Here is a 19,035-nt window from a genome sequence, read left to right on the forward strand (position 1 = left end):
TGCTCTTTGTTATTAAAGTTATTTATCGCAGCCTCGGATCACTATTACTCATTATATCCAAGATCGGTTTAGTCAGATCGTAGGCATTGGCGGCAACCACCAGATTGTCGCGGCCGCCGTTGTTTATAAATACGTCGTGGCTTGAGATCGGTATCAATCCCTGATCGTGGACAAAGTAAACGGTGCTGCCGTTTTTAATCCAGGAGCCCCACGGGTGCGCCATGTTGGCCGATCCGATAATGAAACCTGAATTGATCAGGCTGGGATCAGAGCCGACGATAACATTGCTAAGCTTGAAACCCAATCCCCGGAATGCGGCCAGGTTCCCGAATCCGGTCTTTGTATTTTTATACACAATATATATGGTTCCGTTATCATTCAGCAGCGTGCCATTGGAATAAATGCTGGTTCCTGCGACATTGCCCGGATAAGAAAAATTGTTCAGCACATTGATGTACATGGTGCCTGAGATCACAGAACGGCCGATGTAATCGGAAGCCCGGACAGTGAAGTTATAATTTCCCGCAATTGTGGGTGTGCCGACAATGTTCCCGTTTGAAGCAACCAGCAGGCCGGGAGCCATGCTGCCGCTATTGAGGCTAAAACTATAAGGACTGGTGCCTCCTAAAACTTGCAATTGGTAATTGTAATATTGTCCCGCTACTGCCTGCGTCGGGGTCAGGCTGGAAAAATACAGAGTTCCGGAATTGTTGTTATAACCTCCGACAATAACATAGAGCGTTCCCAAATTGCTTGAATTCTGGCTGGAATAAACCGTGATCGTCGTGCTGCCGGAATTCATCCCGTAAAGGTTTATCGTGTTTCCGGAAATGCTGGCGCTGACGACATTACTGTTGGTGTTGCCTGAAATATAATAAGTGTTGAAACTTGAATTAAGGTTGTTGAAGATACTGATCGAGGTGCTTTGGCCGATATTCAGATTCACGTTGTTCTGGCTGAAACTGATAGTTCCATTGCTGCCGCTGCCGCCGACCGTGACGAACAGGGTGCCCGAATTGCTCGAATTCAGAGTTGAATTCGGAGTGGAATAAACCGTGATCGTCGTACTGCCGGGATTCATCCCGTAAAGGTTTATCGTGTTTCCGGAAATGCTGGCGCTGACAACGCTGCTGTTGGAATTGTTCGATATATAGTATGTGTTGGAGACGGAGTTAATATTATTAAAGATGCTGACAGAAGTACTTTGTCCGACGTTCATAGATACGTTATTTGGACTGAAACTTAAATTCCCAAAATTATTACTACCGCCGACCGTGACGAACAAAGTCGCAAACAGACTGGAGTTCTGGCTCGAATAAACCGTGATGGAAGCGCTCCCCGGATTTTGACCATAAAGATTTATGGTGCTTCCTGAGATATTGGCATTGACAACGCTGCTGTTGGAATTGTTCGATATATAGTATGTATTAGTGATCGAACTGACATTATTAAAGATGCTGACAGAAGAGTTTTGTCCGACGTTCATTGATACGTTGCTTTGGCTGAAACTTAAACTCCCGAAGCCGTTGCCGCCGCCGACGGTGACGAACAGGGTCGCAAAATTGGCTGAGTTCTGACTGGAATAAACTGTGATCGTGCTGCTGCCCGAATTCAGACCATTAAGATTGATGGTGCTTCCCGAGACGGACGCGGTAACCACATTGCCGTTGGAATTATTGGAAATAAAGTATGTGTTGAAATTCGAATTATTACTGTTAAAGATGCTGATGGAAGCGGATTGGCCGGTGTTCAAATTGACGTTGTTCTGGCTGAAACTGATCGTTCCCGTATTGTTCCCGCCCCCGACCGTCACAAAGATCGTTCCTGATTGATTATTCGCAGAGTTGACTACAATGCTTGTTGAGCCGATGCTGTTCCCCGTGATCGTCAGCAGGTTATTGCTGATCGAAGCTGAGGCAACAAAACTTTGCGAATTGCTGGATATAAAGTACGAGTTAAAATTTGAATTATTATTGCCAAAAATGCTGACCGAGGCGCTCTGGCCCACGTTCAGCGAAACACTGCTTTGGCTGAACGTTAAACTCCCGAAGCTGTTGCCGCCGCCGACGGTGACGAACAAAGTCGCAAAAATACCGGGATTCTGGCTTGAATAAACCGTGATAGTAGTGCTTCCGGAATTTTGACCAAAAAGATTTATTAAGTTCCCGGATATGCTGGCGCTGACAACATTATTATTGGAATTATTGGAAATATAATAAGAGTTGAAATTTGAATTATTGTTGTTCAAGATGCTGACGGAAGAGCTTTGTCCGATATTCAAACTCACATTGTTCTGGCTTAAGCTGATGCCATTGCCATTATTCGGATTGGTATTGCCGTCGCCCACGGTGACGCTGATCGTTGCGGTATAATTGTCAAAAGTTCCCAGTTGGATCTGGGAAGTGCCGTTTGCCAGGCCGTATATGGTCACGACGTTGTTGCTGACATTGGCATAGGCCACATATGTATTAGAGATCATAGTTACGTTCACTATCTCGCCGGACGGCGGGAATACTGTCACAGTCGTATTTTGTCCGACGTTCAAAAAAACATTGGTTTGAGATAATGACAAACTCCCCTGCGCCAAGGCCGGATTTATAACAAGGAATAAAGCCAAAATGGCGGCAAAAGCATAAATTTTTAAGACATGATTTTTCATTTATTTACCTTTCAATTCAATAAGTTATCTATATATTGTTATAACACATACATTTAAAACTGCAATCTATAATAGGTATAAAAAATCGCTGAATACGGATGATTCAGCCTTTTTGTTGGTTTTTATGCCAATTCCCCGATACTACGGAGCTTTTCGCGATTATCCACTTGCGATTAATAAGTATACTTTCTTTAAAGGTTAAAGTCAACAGCTGCAAGTTGTCACCGTAAGGTTTATCCTAAAAGGAAAAGATTCGGATCTGGACAACAATAAAACATTGTTAAACGGTTTTGGATATTTTAACTAATTTTCAGATCAAATTCACAATAGTCTTGTATATTTTGGCAATATTTGTTTTGAAAATATAGTCTAATATACAATGTATAAAGGTCGGACCATATAAATAATTAAATAGAAACTGAAAATGCTTAAAAAAATTTCATCAGCAATATTAGTTGTTGCCTTTGCGCTAGTCTTGCCAAGATTAAGTTCGGCTGCGGTTCAGCCTCCGGCTTTCCTTACTGTGATCAAGCATGTGATCAATGATAACGGCGGCACTGCAACTGCTTCTGATTTTACGATGACGATTAGCGGAGTTACGGTAATCAATCCTCTTAATCCTTTAGACCCTCATCCTGCTTCTTTTCCGGGCCAAGAATCACCCGGAACTGACAGAACAATTATCTCAGACGGTACATATAATGTGACCGAGTCCGGGCCTGCAGGCTACACAGCCACTTTTTCCGCCGGCTGTACCGGCACGCTTGCGCCATTTGACAGTCAGACCTGCACGATCACCAATGACGATATAGCGCCTCCGCCTCCTCCTCCAAATCCGTGCCCGACCCCGCCGCCGCCGAAATATTAATTATTTTCAATTAATCAAAAAAATCACCAAGATTCATGGTGATTTTTTTAGACCAAAAATATATTATTCTGATGGCCTGGGGCTTGCCCATTCGTGCAATACTTCTTCCGCAAATTCGGGGTTGACCGAAGACGCGCGCTCCAATTCTCTCGGGCCTACCCCCGGCGATATCCTGAACAGATCGAATATCTGCTTTTTAACGATGCTTCTTTCCTGCTCTGATTCTGCTCTCGATGCCTCTTCAAGTTTATCTGCAAACCTGCTTGTCGGGATCCAGTAGCCATGAAGGGGCTTGTCGTCGGTTTTTGTGACCACCCATGCCCTGATATTCTGCTGTTCGTCATCCGGAGCCTGCGTAATTTTACGGGTAAGCCTCCCATTGCCGTCAAGCACGATCAATCGTTCCTGGCCGCTTTCGTCTTTATTCCTATACACCAGGATCTTGTCATATTCCCGGGGAACAGATTCAGTAGAAAAGTTTGAATTTGTCCGCTCTCTTATTTCCTCAAATTTATCCGGATGCTCTTTGAAATATTTTCTTGCCCCGGCAGCGCTGATGCTTCCGGTCGTTCCGCCGATACCGCCGTCTTCTCCGGCGATCTTAAGGACCTTGGTCGTAAAATAATCCATGTAAACCAGCGAATCAAGAGGCAAAGTTTCTTCCTTTACGTCAACATTAGATGCGGTAAGGATTTCCACTATGCCGAATTTGAGCTTGAAGCCTCTGAAGTCCGCCCAGATCTTGTTTAAGATATCACGCAGACTGCCGCTCATTTGATATTTTTCGGGATCGGTCAGCCAGCCGTCTATCTCTTCCGCACGTTTCGCATATTCATCCTCCGACAAGCCCGGCTGCTTTTTCGCCTCATGCTTCATAATATCAAGCATCATCTTCAGGCGTACTCCTTCCTTGAGGTGTTCGGGGTAAGGGTCTGTTTCAAAATATTTCATTTCTGAGCCGGTCTCTTTTATGCGTTCTTCTATGGGACGAGCTTCCGCCTCTTTCGCATTTTGTTCTCTTGGGTCTTTTTCGTTTTCCATACATAGAGTTTAACATTTTATTGAAACAAAAACACAAGCTTCCGAGGTGGGGCGATTAGCCTATTAAAGGCCTGTTTTATCCTCTAAACAAACACCTGACGAGAACCCTTACAGCATCCTTGACAATTCTCTTAAAGTATGATATACTTATAGGTCAATATGAATTCAGCCTTTTACGAGGTCTTGTGCCAATTAAGCGGATTTCCATGATCAATAATAAATTCAACAATTCAATAGTCAGTGCAACAATGGTTGTTTGTACTGTATTAACTTTTATTCCTAGTCATGCCGTTTTTGCGGCTGTTGGCCAGAATAATGTTAAGTCTGTTGTCGCAATCAAGATCTATGATACATTGACGAACAAATACATTTCGACCGGCTCGGGAGTTGCCATTGATAGCCGGAACATTCTCACGAACTATCACGTTGTTGAGAATGCAGTTTTGTCACCTGTAAGATACCGTGTTGTTTTTTGCACGAGCATGGTGATCAACAATTTGCCTGACTGCAGTTACGTTGCGAATCCATACGGTTTACTCGGGCATGAACAAGGAAAATTCAGCCAAGAGTTAGATCTGGCCATCATAACATTAGTTGGAAAATTTACTCCTGCTGGTTTTAAGAGCATCACGGATATGGCGATAAATGAATTTCCTGACATGGGATTCATTCAATTAGGAAACAACAGCATCGACCCCGTTAATTATAGATTTCAAATCGGAGACAGCGTAGAAACCCTGGGCTACCCGGCAAACGGCACTTCTGCGAATTCCAATATTCCTTTGACGTATAGCCAAGGCCAGATAAACGGGTTTGCCTATTCCGATAAAAATCCGGGATTGCTAAAATGGATCAAAAGTTCGGCCAAGATCAACCTGGGAAGTTCCGGCGGCGGTGCTTTTGATGCCAGCGGAAAATTCTTAGGGATAATGTCAGGCAGATGGATTGATTCCAAAGGACAATTTATGCAAAGCTATCTGATTCCTGCTACTACGATCAATTCGTGGCTGCAGGGGCAAGGATATCAGGTAAACAAAAATGAAGGATTTACAGCTTCAGCACCGGCCGCAGTTATCACGGCAAAATAAAACCGCCTTTATGGGCGGTTTTTTGTTTTGGATCAAGATCCTTTTACGATCTTACTAACTAGGGCAATCCATGTAAGAATATCCATTGCAGGCATGTTTTAATAAATAAGCAATATAAAACCCTAAAAATAAGGCTAAAAGTAAGCTCGCGATGATGCCGACTTTTGCCAGCTTAAGTTTTTTAGCGTTGCCTTTTTCGAAATAAAAACTAAGCAAGCCGAACATAAGAGCAAGAATCCAAGCAAGAGGTGCTATCAAAAAACCCAGCGATTGAACAGATTCACTGACCCCACGATAAACTAACCAGACCTTGTTAATATCATAAGATGACCAAGTAACAATTATAGCGGTCACGATACTAATTATCGAACTAAATAAACTTAGGAAACCTAAATTTATTTTTTTCATGGATTAAATTAAAATTTTAATTGGGTCGCATCGTGCAGGATGTTAGAACTGCGGTTATTTGTTCTTATGCTTAACTTCAATTTCGGTTAAGTCGATCTTTTTCCTTTTGTGATAGATGCGAGAATCAAAGCACCCTCATTCACTTTTGCATTCCAATCAATTGATGTCATGGTTTTTTACTTCACCTTGAGCTGAACCTCATGAATGCCAACTATCAGGAGCCAGGCACCTGAAATAAGAGAAGCGAAGGAAACTACCATCGCTATAGACGCGATGTAAAGTCCGGCAATGTGTCCAAATATAAATAAACTTGAACCTATTACCTGAGTTACATAACAAACTGTGCCAAAAATCAACCGGCCAATTCTAAGTCCCACGGAGCTCCGGCCTATTCTAATAGCTCGGATGTATCCTCTGATATAAATATATGTCGCAATAACCGAAACGCCCAACCATTCAATACCGATCGCTTTATGATTTTGGCCCCCGATTAGGACAAAAGCACAAATCATGAAGACGGCTGTAAAACCCGTCAGGGTTCCTATTGCACGATTTTTGTGCGTGGGGTCCCTAGTAATGATGCCAAGATTGATCGACATGGCCACGAATACCAATCCTGCAAGAGCCGCTGCTCCGCCGCCAACCATTATGAAAAAATCATGCCATTGTTCCGGTCTAAAAATATCCATAAACTAAATGTATCAAAAAAATGTAGTCTAGGTAAAAGAACCTAACTTGATTTCACCGTCTCTTTTATAAGAAGCAATAATTACACCACTCGGTGTTACACTCGATTCCAAAAGCTTGAAAGCTGCCGGGATAGTCCCTTCGCCAAATAATCGTTTACCCTTTCCAAGTGTGAGAGGAAATATCTTTAACCATAATTCATCAACTAGATCATTGGCGAATAACGTTTGACAGAGCACGCTGCTGCCGTAAACCTGGAGCATGGGGCCGTCTCCTTGTTTTAATTTCTTTATCTCGGAAGCGACGTCGCCCTTTATTTGAATGGTTTTTTCCCAGGTGGTCTTAATATCGCTATTGCTTACTATGTACTTGGTAGCATTCATAAGGCTTGGCCACTGGCCCAGATGATACGGCCAAAATTTGGCCCATATATCATAAGTGATTCTCCCCAAGAGCAGATCAAGCGGCCCACCCATTTGTTTGGCCATTTCCTTTCCTCCGGCTTCGTCCATGAATGGCACTGTCCATCCTTGAAATTTAAACCCATCCGAAGGGTCCTCGTCCTTACCCCCTGGAGCTTGAATCACTCCATCAAGCGACATAAATTCTAGAACTACTATTTTTCTCATATAAAAAATATTAATTACTAACTATAGCTTAATCCAATTCCGCTTTTGCTAATGTCCTTTGTTGGGGTGCCCGATGGGGCTCTAGCCACCACTTTCCTGTGTGCGACGAATAATGGTTTGAAATCGTCGTGCGGTTCTATGGCTACAACCTTTTGATCCTGCACCCAAATTCGTTTAATTGTTGTTTGTATCCACTCACGCTTTTCTTCCATATCTATCGTGTGCCAGAATTGTTTGAAGTCCTTGAGGAATTTTTCAGTCTTTTTTGTATATTCAGCTTCCTTAAGTTTACCATTATTATTTACTAACCCCAAACTTTCGTATTTTTTCAGCTCGCTATTGATGTCCTTGATTTGCTGTAGGTATTCAGCTTCTGTGAGTTCTTCGGTATTCTGCCATTGAAAGTTTACTTTTTTCTTTCTGGCCTGCAACTTATCTACGATCGAGGTGTCCTTCACTGATTGGCTGGCTTGCTTAAATAAATCCTTGAGCTTGGATAACGTATGCTCAATAATATCTGAGGGTATATTAAACCCCTCCATAAAATCCAAGACCTGCTTATCAATCACGTCCGCTTTCACAATCGGTTGTTTGCAACTCTTATTCTCTTTCCTAAATTTACAACCATAGGCCAAATACTCGCCGTTCTTCCACTTGTAATATTGGGCATACATCTTTGGCAGCATTCTGGCGTTAGGGTCATTCTCCTTGCCCTTAAGCTCTTTATAGCTGTAGTAGCAATATACCAACCCTTGCAGTAAATAAAATCTATGTTGAGCAACTGGCCGCCCAAAAGTATTCCTGCGGCCAGCTATGGCATCCTGCACCTTATCAAACAACTTTTGCGAAATTATAGCTGGGTGAATACCTTTTATCGTCGGGTAATTTTTCTTCCGAGAAAATACCATACCAAGGTAAACTTTATTGCTTAGGATGTCTTTAATAGTGCTATAAGTATAGGGTCGGCCAGATTTAGTCCGTGCCTTTGCTTTATTCATTTCAACGGCTACATCCGCATACGAATACCGGCCGGTCGCATATAATAAATATATTTTCTTTACGTTCTTTGCTCCGAGAGGATCAATCCGCCATTCTGGATCATAAATCGGCCGTCCTTTTTCTTTATCAAAGCCGATTTTCTTTTTCGTGTATCCCGCTGGCGGATTGCCAGTCTGTTTGCCTTGTGTGCGTTTCTCCATCAAAGAGTTCCTGACCCAAAAGCTGATCTGTCTTGAAGTGTGCTCATCAAATAATTCGTTAATCCCCTCGTTTAGAAAAGAACTCGGATCATTCCAGTCATTACCAAAGTTCTGGGTTACTGATGTTACATCAATACCCAGTTTCTTCCTAAGCAATTCTTTGTAATGCCTGGCTTCTTTGACATTGCGAGCAAACCGAGAGGTGTGATAAACCAAGATGACTTCAAACTTGTGTAGCATCGCATCCGTAATCATCCTTTGGAAATCGTCTCGCTTCAAAGCATCCGTGCCTGACACCAAATCCTTATACCACTCCACGATTTGAATGTTGTGTTCACTGGCGAACTTCTCAATTGATCGCCTTTGGTTATCAGGCGAAAAACCCTTATCCTGCTCCTCAGTACTTTCGCGGATATAAGCAATGCCTGTTTTCAGTTTTAGAGAGGGTTTTTTAATCATAACTAATTAACTTACAGTTTTCTGTATCGGGTAGCACTACCCATACCCAACCGTTCTATTTTCTTAAATTTCAATAACTTGTCCAATACTTGATTAACTGTCGGCCGAGCGACTTTAGCTTTTTTGCTAATCTCTTGGGGAGTGGCCTCGTCTACAGTTTGCAGATACTTCCAGACCAATATCTGCTTGGGTGAGAGTAGTTTCTCTATGTCTTCTTTATTGAGCAAGCCAATGGCTATTTTTGACTGCTTAAGCAGTATGTCAAAGAAGAACTCCAACCACGGGGTTATATCTTCTCTCTTGCTCTTAGCTGTCTGTTGGCTCTTTCTTAAGGCAATATAGTATTCTGATTTATTATCCTCGATCAATTTTTCGTGGGAGACATAAGGCATATAGACAAACCCTTCTTTCAAAAGAAGTAAATTTGTAAGGACACGGGAAAGACGGCCGTTGCCATCTTGGAACGGATGAATGTTCAGAAATTCTACAAGGAAGTTGCCGATCACAAGTAGCGGATTATATTTCTTAATTTTGAGCTGGGTTTCTGTCCAATCTACTAATTCTTGCATTTCTTTCGGTGTTAAGTATGCGGGAGTGGGATTAAATAAAGTTGCAACGAAATTACCTTGAGCATCCGTCATATCAACTCTATTCTCGCCTTTTTTATAATCGCCCTTATGACCCTGATCTTTTTCGACATACTTAAGCAGCTCGTTATGCAAATGCTTAATTGAGCTTTCGGACAATTTTATTGTCTGCCAAGCATCAAAAACATTATTTAGCAGATCAAAGTATCCCTGCACTTCTTGTTTATCTCTCGACGCAAACTTCTTCATTCCCAAACCACGAATGAATTTCTCGACATCTTCATCAGTTAGTTTAGAGCCCTCAATACGGGTCGAGGCTCCTGTGGAGGTGATTAAAACCCATTTCTTAAGCCTGCCTAACAACTGTGGGCTCAATTGTGCCCCTGATGTCCAGCGACCCTTAAGATCGTCAATTTGGGCGATTTTAGCCCAAATAGCATCCGGTATGTTACTAAGGCGTTTATCGAAGTTTTTCATAGTTATTTAGCTAATATAATGATATATATAAGATTATATACGATATATAAAATAAAGTCAAATTGTACTCCCGCTTGTAATGCTTGAGGAGTTCATCATTTTCGATTGTTAGATTTATCATAATTTCAATTTTATTAATAGCTTGAATTTGAATTCTAAATAAAAACAGCCTTTCGGCCGCCATTTATTGCGAATCACGAAATTAAATATGTAATTCTAGCCTTTTCAGCATTTAAGATAATTCGAACAATTGATTCGCTATCCCAAGTAGCTCGTCTTTCTTGGCTACATTATCAAACCATTTTTTAGGAATTCCGCCAATTCCGTAATATGCTCCGGCAAGTTGTCCGTATATTGCTCCCGTGGTATCAGCGTCATCCCCAAGATTGATTGCCTTGAGTACTCCGTCTTCAAAGAATTCCGAGTTATAAAACGCCCACAAAGCCGCTTCCATAGATTTAACTACAAATCCACTCCCTTCTATAAAAGGCGGATCATGATGTTTGAAAGAACCACGGGCAATATTTTCTATTTCTGATGTGAGTTGATTATTTTTCCAGAAATCTGGAATCGGAGAATATAAATCAGACAATAATTCTTCTTTCGAAACCCCATTTAATGCCCCGATAATAAGTCCGGTGTAATATTTGCAAGCATCAGAACATAACTGAGAGCCATGGGTAATTTTTGAGCTTAATCCAGCATTTTTTACTGCTTGCTCTGGATTACTTCTAAAATACAAAGGTATTGGAGCAAGTCGCATAAGACTTCCATTTCCGTCAGAATTTCGAGAAGAAATCGCCACATACGGATCGTCTCCATTTCGGTATGTCAGGAGCGCTCTAAGTATTGTTTGGCCGACACCAATAGCCTTTCCTGAGCTTGAACAGTATCCTGTTTCAAGCCATTTTTTATATTTTTCAATTTGATCAACAGGATCAAAAGATTTTTTCTCGATTAAACTGTTTGCAAGACATAATGCCATAGCAGTATCGTCAGACCAATGACCAGCGGGTAAATCAAACCAATCAGAATCTCTAAAATCAGTTATAGGTTCAAATTCGCCAACTGCTTTAAATTCTGCGGGAACTCCGAGGGCATCGCCAATTGCTAAACCAAACAAGGAGCCATGATATTTTTCCAATAGCTCCTTTCGCACAAGAATTTTTTGTTTTGATTCGATTTCCATATTATTTTAATTTAGAAAAAAACTTCCAAATCGCAAACATACCATAAGTGTCTAGTTTACAATATTCCAACATCTGACTTTCCTTTTCTTTCGCCATCTCCCCAACTAATTCACCTTTAGTTATTTGTCGATAAGCCTCGATAGCATCGGTACCATTTTGTACACCAAGTGTTTCATAGGATAAATCTGAAGCCCCTGTTAGTTTGGCGACTATTGGCAAGACTTTTTTAATTGAGGCTCTGCCTTCAAATCCTGGATGTACGTAATGTTGATCCTCAACTATATCCATCAAATCGTATGTTCTTTCAACTACCTTAAGAAAAAAATCTTTATATTCTGGTAAAAAAATTGCAAGTTCGCGATTTCGTGTATTTTCGAATTTTTTAGACCACGAAATAACCGTTCCCTTATTACCGATATGTTCTCGTAAATTCTTCGCGATACGCTCAGAGGGCTCTCCATCTAAGATTAGACATTCGAAATGAGTAGGCTCTGAATTCTCGTCATTTAGAACATGTAACGAATATTGAAAAACAATTTGTTGGTAGGGACGATATCCGCTATACGGAGGGATGGCAGTTGGATATGTTTCATAGTCGAGAAAATAAAGAGGAAATACAAGCGAATCGAGTTCGGTCTTGATCGACTTAATATCAATCAATGGTTCTTGAGATTTATGAACCATGATTTGATTTAGTTTTCTTGGTTTACTAGGTTTTTCATTTTTTTTTGATTCTTTGGGCTTTAATCTATCGTCTATTGGCACATTGCCAATTTCCAGTATACCCTCATTAAGTAACTCCTCTAGATATCTCTTACTATTTCCAATTCTATTTAAATCATGAACGCTGTATCTAGGTACGCTCGGGTTGATATAAGAAAACGCTGTGCAATGAGCACTGCGACCCCTATAGTAACAAGGGCATGGAACCGAAGGCATTTTTTTACTTAATAAATAGTTTTGGGCCTGCTCCATTTCTTCTACGGCAATTGGTTTCAAGCGTTCTATCGCCTCGGTCTTATCCTCGATGATGAAAAGTTGACCTGGTGTGAAATCTAGCTCGCCTTTTCTAATGTATGCTCGATTGAGACGGACAAGATATTTTTTATCCAATGGTACTCCACATGCTTCAAGAACATTCGCCTGGAAAGCAAGGTCATATTCGTATTGAAGTTCTCTTTTTTATTAACTCTCTTAGGTTTTCCCTCGTCTTCTTCATCATCCTCTTCGGTTGATGACATTTTTATTTCATATATTTCGTATTTCTGAATTGAATCGTTCCATTTCAGGACGTCGGCAGCAGCAACGTATCTATCAGTCGCAAAAACAGCCTGATAAATTACAGGTGTTCGCTCCGTAATAAGTTTTTGAGTCAATTCTTGAGCACCTTCGCTCCGCCTCTCAACGAGATAACCCCCAGGAAACATTCCCCGTGCTAATTCTTCTACCTCATTGCCCATCACAGCTAACGATTTCTCGAAATCCGATACTTCAAACTTTGCATACTCTTTAGACTCATGTCTTTTTACCCAAACGTTGTTTGGACACTCTCGGTAGAGAATAAAATCAGTTTTTGTAAGGAGTGCCATAAATGTTAAGCGTTACGCGTGCCTTTGCAATAAGGAAAACGAGAGCACCCATAAAACTTTCCTCTCCGGCTGTTTCTCAAGACCATACGTGAATTACAGCGAGGACATAACGAATCAGTTAGGACAGGCGCTGGTCTAGGTATGGATGTTGTTGTCAGGCGTGTACTGAGGTTTTTGCACGCATTGCAAAATCTCCCATAGCCAGTAATCAAATCAGCATCTTTGAAATCAATTAATGGCTTTACTTCTTTGCATCTTGGGCATTCCCTAATATCACCATTTTGGAGTCCTTCTATAGTGCCTTGTATATTTGCAAGAAGTGAGTTGGCATTCTCTGGATTTTTAAGTAATCGCGCAATTCTATCATCAAGGCTCGCAATCGGGTTTTTCCCACTGTTGAACTTATTGATTCTTAAAAATTTATAGCCATAACTTTCTAATACTTTCTGGCGGTATACGTCATCATTGGAGTAGTAGTGCTCATAGTTGAATTCGTTGACTTCATCTGCATCTTTGAAGTGTTCTAAGAAACCATCGTACTCAATGATGATTTTGTGTTCCTTGTGTCGCTCATCGGTATAGATAAGATGAAAATCAACCTCGTATGCTGGATGAGTGTAGGTGGGGTCTAGTTGTTTTAGATATTTTCCTATTTCAAACTGTGGCATAAATTCAATTGAATCTTTGTGCTGTTTCCAAAATTTCGTTTGATAAAACCAATTTAGCACTTCTGGCTCTTTTTTAGAGTTTGGATCTGTCTCGGAAACGCCGTGCTCTTTTCGCGCTTCGTCCAACATATATTTATAGTGTCTTAACGCTTCTCCAGCAGAGCCGGTGAAGTCCTCCAGGGGCTTGCTCAATACGAAATGGACGCACTCTTTGGCACGACTAAAGCCCACATTCAAACGCTGCGCTTTTAGTTGCCCGTCCTCTTCAACATCTACCTTGCTTAAATCCTTAATGAATACGCCCCAGAGCTTATCGCTGTGTGGAGAGGCTACCATTGAGTAGTAGATGATGTCGCGTTCTTCTCCCTGGCAGGTGTCGAACGTCATTATCTTGAGTTTCAGCTTGTCCTGGAAATAATCCCACTCTGGCATTTTGCCAATCATTTCTACCAGGAGCTTCTGCTGATTTGTGTGTGGTGTGATAATACCCACGCTCACGACTTTATCTTCATCCTTTAACCGTTTAAGTTCAGAGATGATAAACTCAACTTCTTTAACATTAGTGTTAGGATAGCGTTCATCTGCTGTCGTGGTCTCAACATACGAAAATTTTATTACTTCGTCTATGGATTTCCCGCGAATCTTCATCACTTGCAAACTTTCCTGATAGAAATACTTGTTTGAATAGGAAATGATTTCTTTATAACCTCTAAAGTGTTTCAGCAATTGGATATTGTAGTTGCTGACGAACTCAAAGAACTCAAGAATAGAAGTCTTGATGTTGAATTTTTTGAGTCTTTCCAATTTTATTGGATCGGTGGAGACGTTAGCTCTAAAATTAGCATTCAATCCGTTCAGGTACTCACGGTTAGTATCTCCGCGCGCTTGTGCCGCTTTGATGTTACTAAATTGTTTTTTGTCTCCTAGAATCAGCACTTTCTTTGCCCGCAAGAGGGCAGGAAATGCTTGGGCAATGCTTACCTGTGAGGCTTCATCAATCACCACTAAATCAAATAATCCTGGCTCTAGTGGTATATACTCAGCGTAGTCCCTAATGCCTGCCAATATGCACGGAAAAGCCTCTTTGAGCTTCTTAAACTCATCTCTCGGGAATTTCTGTTTATTCTTTATGATATTCTTTAATGTTTGGGCATCGTTGCGATTGTTTTCACAAAAATCAATTAGCTGTCCATCGAGAAGGTATGTTACTTGAGTAGTAACCAAATCTTCAATTTGCCTCATACGAGCGGCGTAGTTCAACTCGAGAATGTTGGAAAAATCTTTGCTCACTTTTTGCTTTAGGTTCAAGTATCTAATCTGTTTATCAAATTCTAGTTCATCACCGTCCGTAATCGCGTTGCTTATCACTGTGGCGAACTGTTCGGTATTGATACCAATCTTTTTTGCTGTCTTCGGATATTTCTCAACAATCTCTTTGAGATACCCTACCTTCTCACTCAGAGCGACGATTTCTTGAACGCCCAGTATAATCGCCTCATCAGTAAGGAGCTTGTGAGCCATCGCGATGAAATCGTAGTCACCTACATTTTTTCCATTTATTTCGTCACCAAGTTTTTGAGCATAACTAAAAATCTCTTGTATGTCTTTAAGTTCCTGGAGTTGTTCGTGGGGATTGGAGATCATGCTGTGAATAAAGGTTTGCTTGAAACTAATATCCAATTCTTCTGCTCGTTTTTTACTAAACAGATATCCGACTGCCCAAAGTTTCAGCTTTGAATACTGCTCGATGAAATATTGGAGTTTCTCTAAATCTTTTGAGTCAAACTGTGAGAACTTACTGATAGCGTCAATTTTATTATAAAATGTCGCCTTTACTTTCTGTATACTTTCAAGGGCCAGCATTAATAAACGCAAGAAATTTTCGGAGTCATCTAGTGTTCGTATACTTTTAGGGGTTACCTCAAGAAGCTCAAAAAACTTCTGCGTGACATTAGAAGTGAAAACGTTTTTAATTTGCTGCAGTGAGCTTCGTAACTCTCCAAGTTCGATGGCCACTTCGTCTTGTGGAGCCAACTCTTCAAAATCGAAAAATAAAACTTTTTCACTAAAATAAAGTTCCAAATCAAAAAATTCTTGGATTTCTTTGATGTTTATATTCTCATAAGCAACCATCTCCGCTTCCAAGTCTTCTTTTAGAGAATTTCCAGATTTGATAATGGTTTCTTCTATATTCTCATAGTCATTTTTTACTGCGCGATGATAAGTTTTTATTCTATCGATGGCACTTTGAGCGAGAATTGAATTATAAGTATTGCCGGTTTTTCCAAGTCTTAAAATTGGGTTCTGAAAGTTTTCATCATTGCGAACCTTATTCATCGTCTGGGTAATTTTGTCTTCGACGACGTCCAGCGCTTCCTTTTTATCGGAAAGAACCAATACCGATTGGTTTTTCAAAATTGCATCGAAAATAATAGCGGTAATGGTATGACTTTTTCCCGTTCCTGGCGGCCCCGAAACTACTAAATAGTTGCAGCCTTCTTTATTAATTGCAGATAGGATTTGCCGCTGCTCGCTATTGAGTGGTATTGGACTTGGGTAGACAAGCTTATCTGCTGTTTCTGTACCGTCCCATTCACCCTCAACTTCCGGATTGAAAGGCTGAGGATTATTTCTAATAAAGTCGTCTATCAGTTTATTAAAAATTTCTGCAAGATTGCCACCTTCTAGGCTTAACATCTGGAGGATTTCTTCGTAGTCATTAACCAACGCTTCGTCCGACTTATCAAATAAACAGATGTAACTGCTGTTAGAAATACGCACAGACGCGCCACGGGCGATTGTAGATTCACCGCTTGAAAATTCCGACGTACCTTCAAGTCCAAAAAAATGAGACATTTCATTTAGAACATCGTTGATGATTTGAGGGAAATCATCTTTGTGTTGAGACAAATAGATAATGCGATCTGAAATAGTCTGTAAGCTGCCCGTGGTCCCTTTTTGGGTATTGTGCTCTTGAACTACGAACTCAAGAGCCTTTTTATTAATATATACCTGTGAATCGAAGTCGATACTTAAGGTGTCTCCTTCTCGTTTAGTTGAAAAAGGGATATAGAAAATCGGGTACTTACTGTTATTGAAAGAAATATCTCCAAAGTAAAGATAAAATTCTTGCTTATCCAAAATGCTTTTGTTACGCTCCATCTCGAAAAGTTCCAAAAACAAATCAGCAACTTGGAGATTCTCAAAAAAGGAAGTGAGGTTGCCTTTTACGTCTTGTGGAATGAATACTGATTTGAGTTCTTTTGTGAGATTAACCTTCTCTTGAGCAATAATAAGATTCAATACTTCTGAAATTTTGTTCTCCAACAACCGAAGTATGACTGCGGTCAACTCTTCTTCAATAAGATAAATATTGTCTTCGTCGCCTAGGTTAAGATTTTGCAAGGGCTTCTCAACGCTTTCAACAAAAGGGTGCACCAGTGCACTACGAATAATCTTTGAGGCTTCTTCAAGAGAGTTAGTAAGAGCAACGTCGTACTCTTTTGCATATAAAGTGCCCGCCTTCTCTATTTCATCAGCGACTTTTTCAGTAATGCCAGCGATTTCTGTATTACTGATTTTACCTATTTGGAGCTTGATTAAATCAAGTAAATTTTTAGGAAGGTTTGTTTTATAAACCCCCTTCTCAATTTTATTCAGAATGTCTTCATCAAAACTTTTGCTAATAAGTTTTGATGTTAGCTTGCTGAAAGAAGGGTACTTTTGAAGATTCAAACCAATTAGTAAATTGTCATTGTTCCGAAACTCGATAGCCCGACGAGGGAGCTTATGTTTATGGAAATCCGTCTCCAAGAAATCCATAAAATACTTAGCAACCTCTTTGATAAATAAGAGGCCATTTTGTTCGACTTTTTGAATTAATGTTGCTGGTTTCATTTTATTGGGATTACTTGTTGCGAAGATTAGAGTTTCTTTTTAGGAACTCCTCAATCTCTATTTTATTAATACGCCAGTGCCCGACTTTCGTTGCCTCAAGCTTCTTACTCTGGATATAGCGAAAAACGGTCTTATAGCTAAGGCCCAGTTTCTTTGCCGTTTGTTCTATTGTTAGATAGTCTTTTGTCATAGTTAATTACTATACACCATCTGTCCAAAATTGTCAATAATTGTCCAATTTGTCCAGCAACCGGCCGTGATACTAATATTTGCTATAAAAACCGTATTGAATTGAGACCGATATTTACTATGCCTTAGTGTCATTCCTGACAGCAGTATTTGCGTAATACTTAGGGCGGGTGGATTTGAGATGAATTTATGATTTGGTTGCTTGTTACTGATAGAAGCGGATGATACTAATAATTGCTAAAATAAACTCTGTTGTTTCTGACTGGATTTTGGATTGATTCCAAATTCTTGCAAGACAAAATTTAGGACTGCCCCGTCAGGAACATTCAGCTCTATCCCCCTAACCTCAATGTCCTTTATCTCTTTAAGGCGTCTGAAATAGGTGCTGCGAGAGCCAGTGGTTTGCTTAAGATGATTCTTTAGCCCTGCCCAACCTTCCAGCCTTAAAACTCCTACAGCTTGGTATAGCTGTGCCTTAAGTTTTCCGTCACTATAATTCTTTTCGATAAAATCCTTGACCTGTTGGTTAAGCTGCCTGTAATCATAATCCTTTGAAACAACCAAACCATTCAAGGGATGATTAAATATCTGGTCAACTTCGTGCTTCAATAGATCATTGGCAATGTTATACTTGAAAACTTCTGCCAAGGTAAAATTCTTTTTTGACGGATAAAACTTAGATAGGAATTGTCTGACTGAAGTTACATTGTGCAGGGTCAATTCAAACCTAAGAATAGATTCCTTATTATCGGCCAGCTTTCTGTGAATTTCTTTTTCTTCTTTGGTAAAACCCTGATCCAGCAAACTCTGAATTTGGTCATAAACCACAAAATGCGACGACGTCCTATTGAAGTATTCAAGATGGGTTAACTGACCATTAGGATTAAATTTTGGTTCAAATGACGAACGAAATCGGTATTTAGAATGAGCTAAAATTGCCAAAGCTTCTTCGGTGGTGCCGAAGGCTTTCACGTTGAGGTTCTTACAATAAGAGACCATCGTTACTACTCCGTCCCTAACACTATTTCGAGAAGCCGATACCTTGATTGAAGCTAAAAAACTTATGATTGAGTCAATCAGAACTTCAAGATCAGCTTCGGATATTTCATAATAATTCTGGCCGTATTTGAGTTTGGGCAAAGAAACCTCGAGGTATAAATAATTATTACCTCGATTAAAACTGCTTTGGTGTGTCCAGTATTTCATAATGTAAATGCCCTTGGCTTGCTGGGATTTACGAAATTGGTCGCTGGTATGAATTAACTTTTTAATTCTTTTCTTGCCGTTCTTATCGTTGTCAAAACTCCCCTTGGCATCCTGAAAATAAGGGTTGTTTTCAACCGAATGAAAATTTGAAATTCTGATTCTTACGCTATCAATCATAGAGGGGGTTTTTTAAG

At 40.4% G+C, this 19,035-nt stretch carries 14 protein-coding genes; 2 read left to right on the forward strand and 12 right to left on the reverse strand.

All coding sequences use genetic code 11. The features are described from left to right. Positions 1–22: 22 nt before the first annotated feature. Positions 23–2,659: a hypothetical protein gene (locus tag WDN47_02570; GenBank protein ID MEJ0021449.1), complete on the reverse strand. Its 2,637-nt coding sequence runs from the start codon at positions 2,657–2,659 to the stop codon at positions 23–25. Positions 2,660–3,083: 424 nt separating this feature from the next. On the opposite strand from WDN47_02570, the gene WDN47_02575 reads away from it, so the two are divergent. After that, positions 3,084–3,527: a hypothetical protein gene (locus tag WDN47_02575; GenBank protein MEJ0021450.1), complete on the forward strand. Its 444-nt coding sequence runs from the start codon at positions 3,084–3,086 to the stop codon at positions 3,525–3,527. 63 nt (positions 3,528–3,590) lie between these two features. Here the strand turns inward: WDN47_02575 and WDN47_02580 are convergent, their stop codons facing one another. Then, positions 3,591–4,568: a hypothetical protein gene (locus WDN47_02580; GenBank protein ID MEJ0021451.1), complete on the reverse strand. Its 978-nt coding sequence runs from the start codon at positions 4,566–4,568 to the stop codon at positions 3,591–3,593. A 206-nt stretch (positions 4,569–4,774) separates the two neighbouring features. Between WDN47_02580 and WDN47_02585 the strand changes: the two genes are divergently transcribed. Further along, a complete protein-coding gene (locus WDN47_02585) occupies positions 4,775–5,656 on the forward strand; it encodes a serine protease (GenBank protein MEJ0021452.1) in 882 nt (293 codons plus the stop codon). Between the two features lie 54 nt (positions 5,657–5,710). Here the strand turns inward: WDN47_02585 and WDN47_02590 are convergent, their stop codons facing one another. From WDN47_02590 to WDN47_02635, 10 genes are all read right to left on the reverse strand, one after another. Further along, positions 5,711–6,064, reverse strand: coding sequence for a hypothetical protein (locus WDN47_02590; protein MEJ0021453.1), 354 nt, complete (start codon positions 6,062–6,064; stop codon positions 5,711–5,713). 176 nt (positions 6,065–6,240) lie between these two features. Beyond that, complete coding sequence (locus tag WDN47_02595; protein MEJ0021454.1) at positions 6,241–6,753, reverse strand: hypothetical protein; 513 nt, start codon at positions 6,751–6,753, stop codon at positions 6,241–6,243. Between the two features lie 27 nt (positions 6,754–6,780). After that, positions 6,781–7,380, reverse strand: coding sequence for a dihydrofolate reductase family protein (locus WDN47_02600; GenBank protein ID MEJ0021455.1), 600 nt, complete (start codon positions 7,378–7,380; stop codon positions 6,781–6,783). 17 nt (positions 7,381–7,397) lie between these two features. Beyond that, positions 7,398–9,038: a recombinase family protein gene (locus WDN47_02605; protein ID MEJ0021456.1), complete on the reverse strand. Its 1,641-nt coding sequence runs from the start codon at positions 9,036–9,038 to the stop codon at positions 7,398–7,400. 11 nt (positions 9,039–9,049) lie between these two features. Further along, entirely contained in the window at positions 9,050–10,102 is a 1,053-nt protein-coding gene (locus WDN47_02610) for a Fic family protein (protein ID MEJ0021457.1), read from the reverse strand. Between the two features lie 232 nt (positions 10,103–10,334). Then, positions 10,335–11,291: an ADP-ribosylglycohydrolase family protein gene (locus WDN47_02615; protein MEJ0021458.1), complete on the reverse strand. Its 957-nt coding sequence runs from the start codon at positions 11,289–11,291 to the stop codon at positions 10,335–10,337. Between the two features lies 1 nt (position 11,292). Beyond that, entirely contained in the window at positions 11,293–12,405 is a 1,113-nt protein-coding gene (locus tag WDN47_02620) for a DUF2779 domain-containing protein (protein ID MEJ0021459.1), read from the reverse strand. Continuing rightward, positions 12,348–12,881 (reverse strand): hypothetical protein, encoded by a 534-nt coding sequence (locus tag WDN47_02625; GenBank protein ID MEJ0021460.1) that lies wholly within the window; start codon positions 12,879–12,881, stop codon positions 12,348–12,350. Before WDN47_02625 ends, WDN47_02620 begins: the two co-directional genes overlap by 58 nt. Before the next feature lie 5 nt (positions 12,882–12,886). After that, positions 12,887–17,446 carry an AAA domain-containing protein gene (locus tag WDN47_02630; protein MEJ0021461.1) on the reverse strand — a complete coding sequence of 1,520 codons (4,560 nt, stop codon included), beginning with the start codon at positions 17,444–17,446 and terminating at the stop codon, positions 12,887–12,889. 426 nt (positions 17,447–17,872) lie between these two features. Continuing rightward, positions 17,873–19,018, reverse strand: coding sequence for a hypothetical protein (locus WDN47_02635; GenBank protein MEJ0021462.1), 1,146 nt, complete (start codon positions 19,016–19,018; stop codon positions 17,873–17,875). Positions 19,019–19,035: the final 17 nt, after the last annotated feature.

Source organism: Candidatus Doudnabacteria bacterium, assembly GCA_037200925.1.
Classification (GTDB): Bacteria; Patescibacteriota; Doudnabacteria; order UBA920; family O2-02-FULL-48-8; genus JBDTSL01.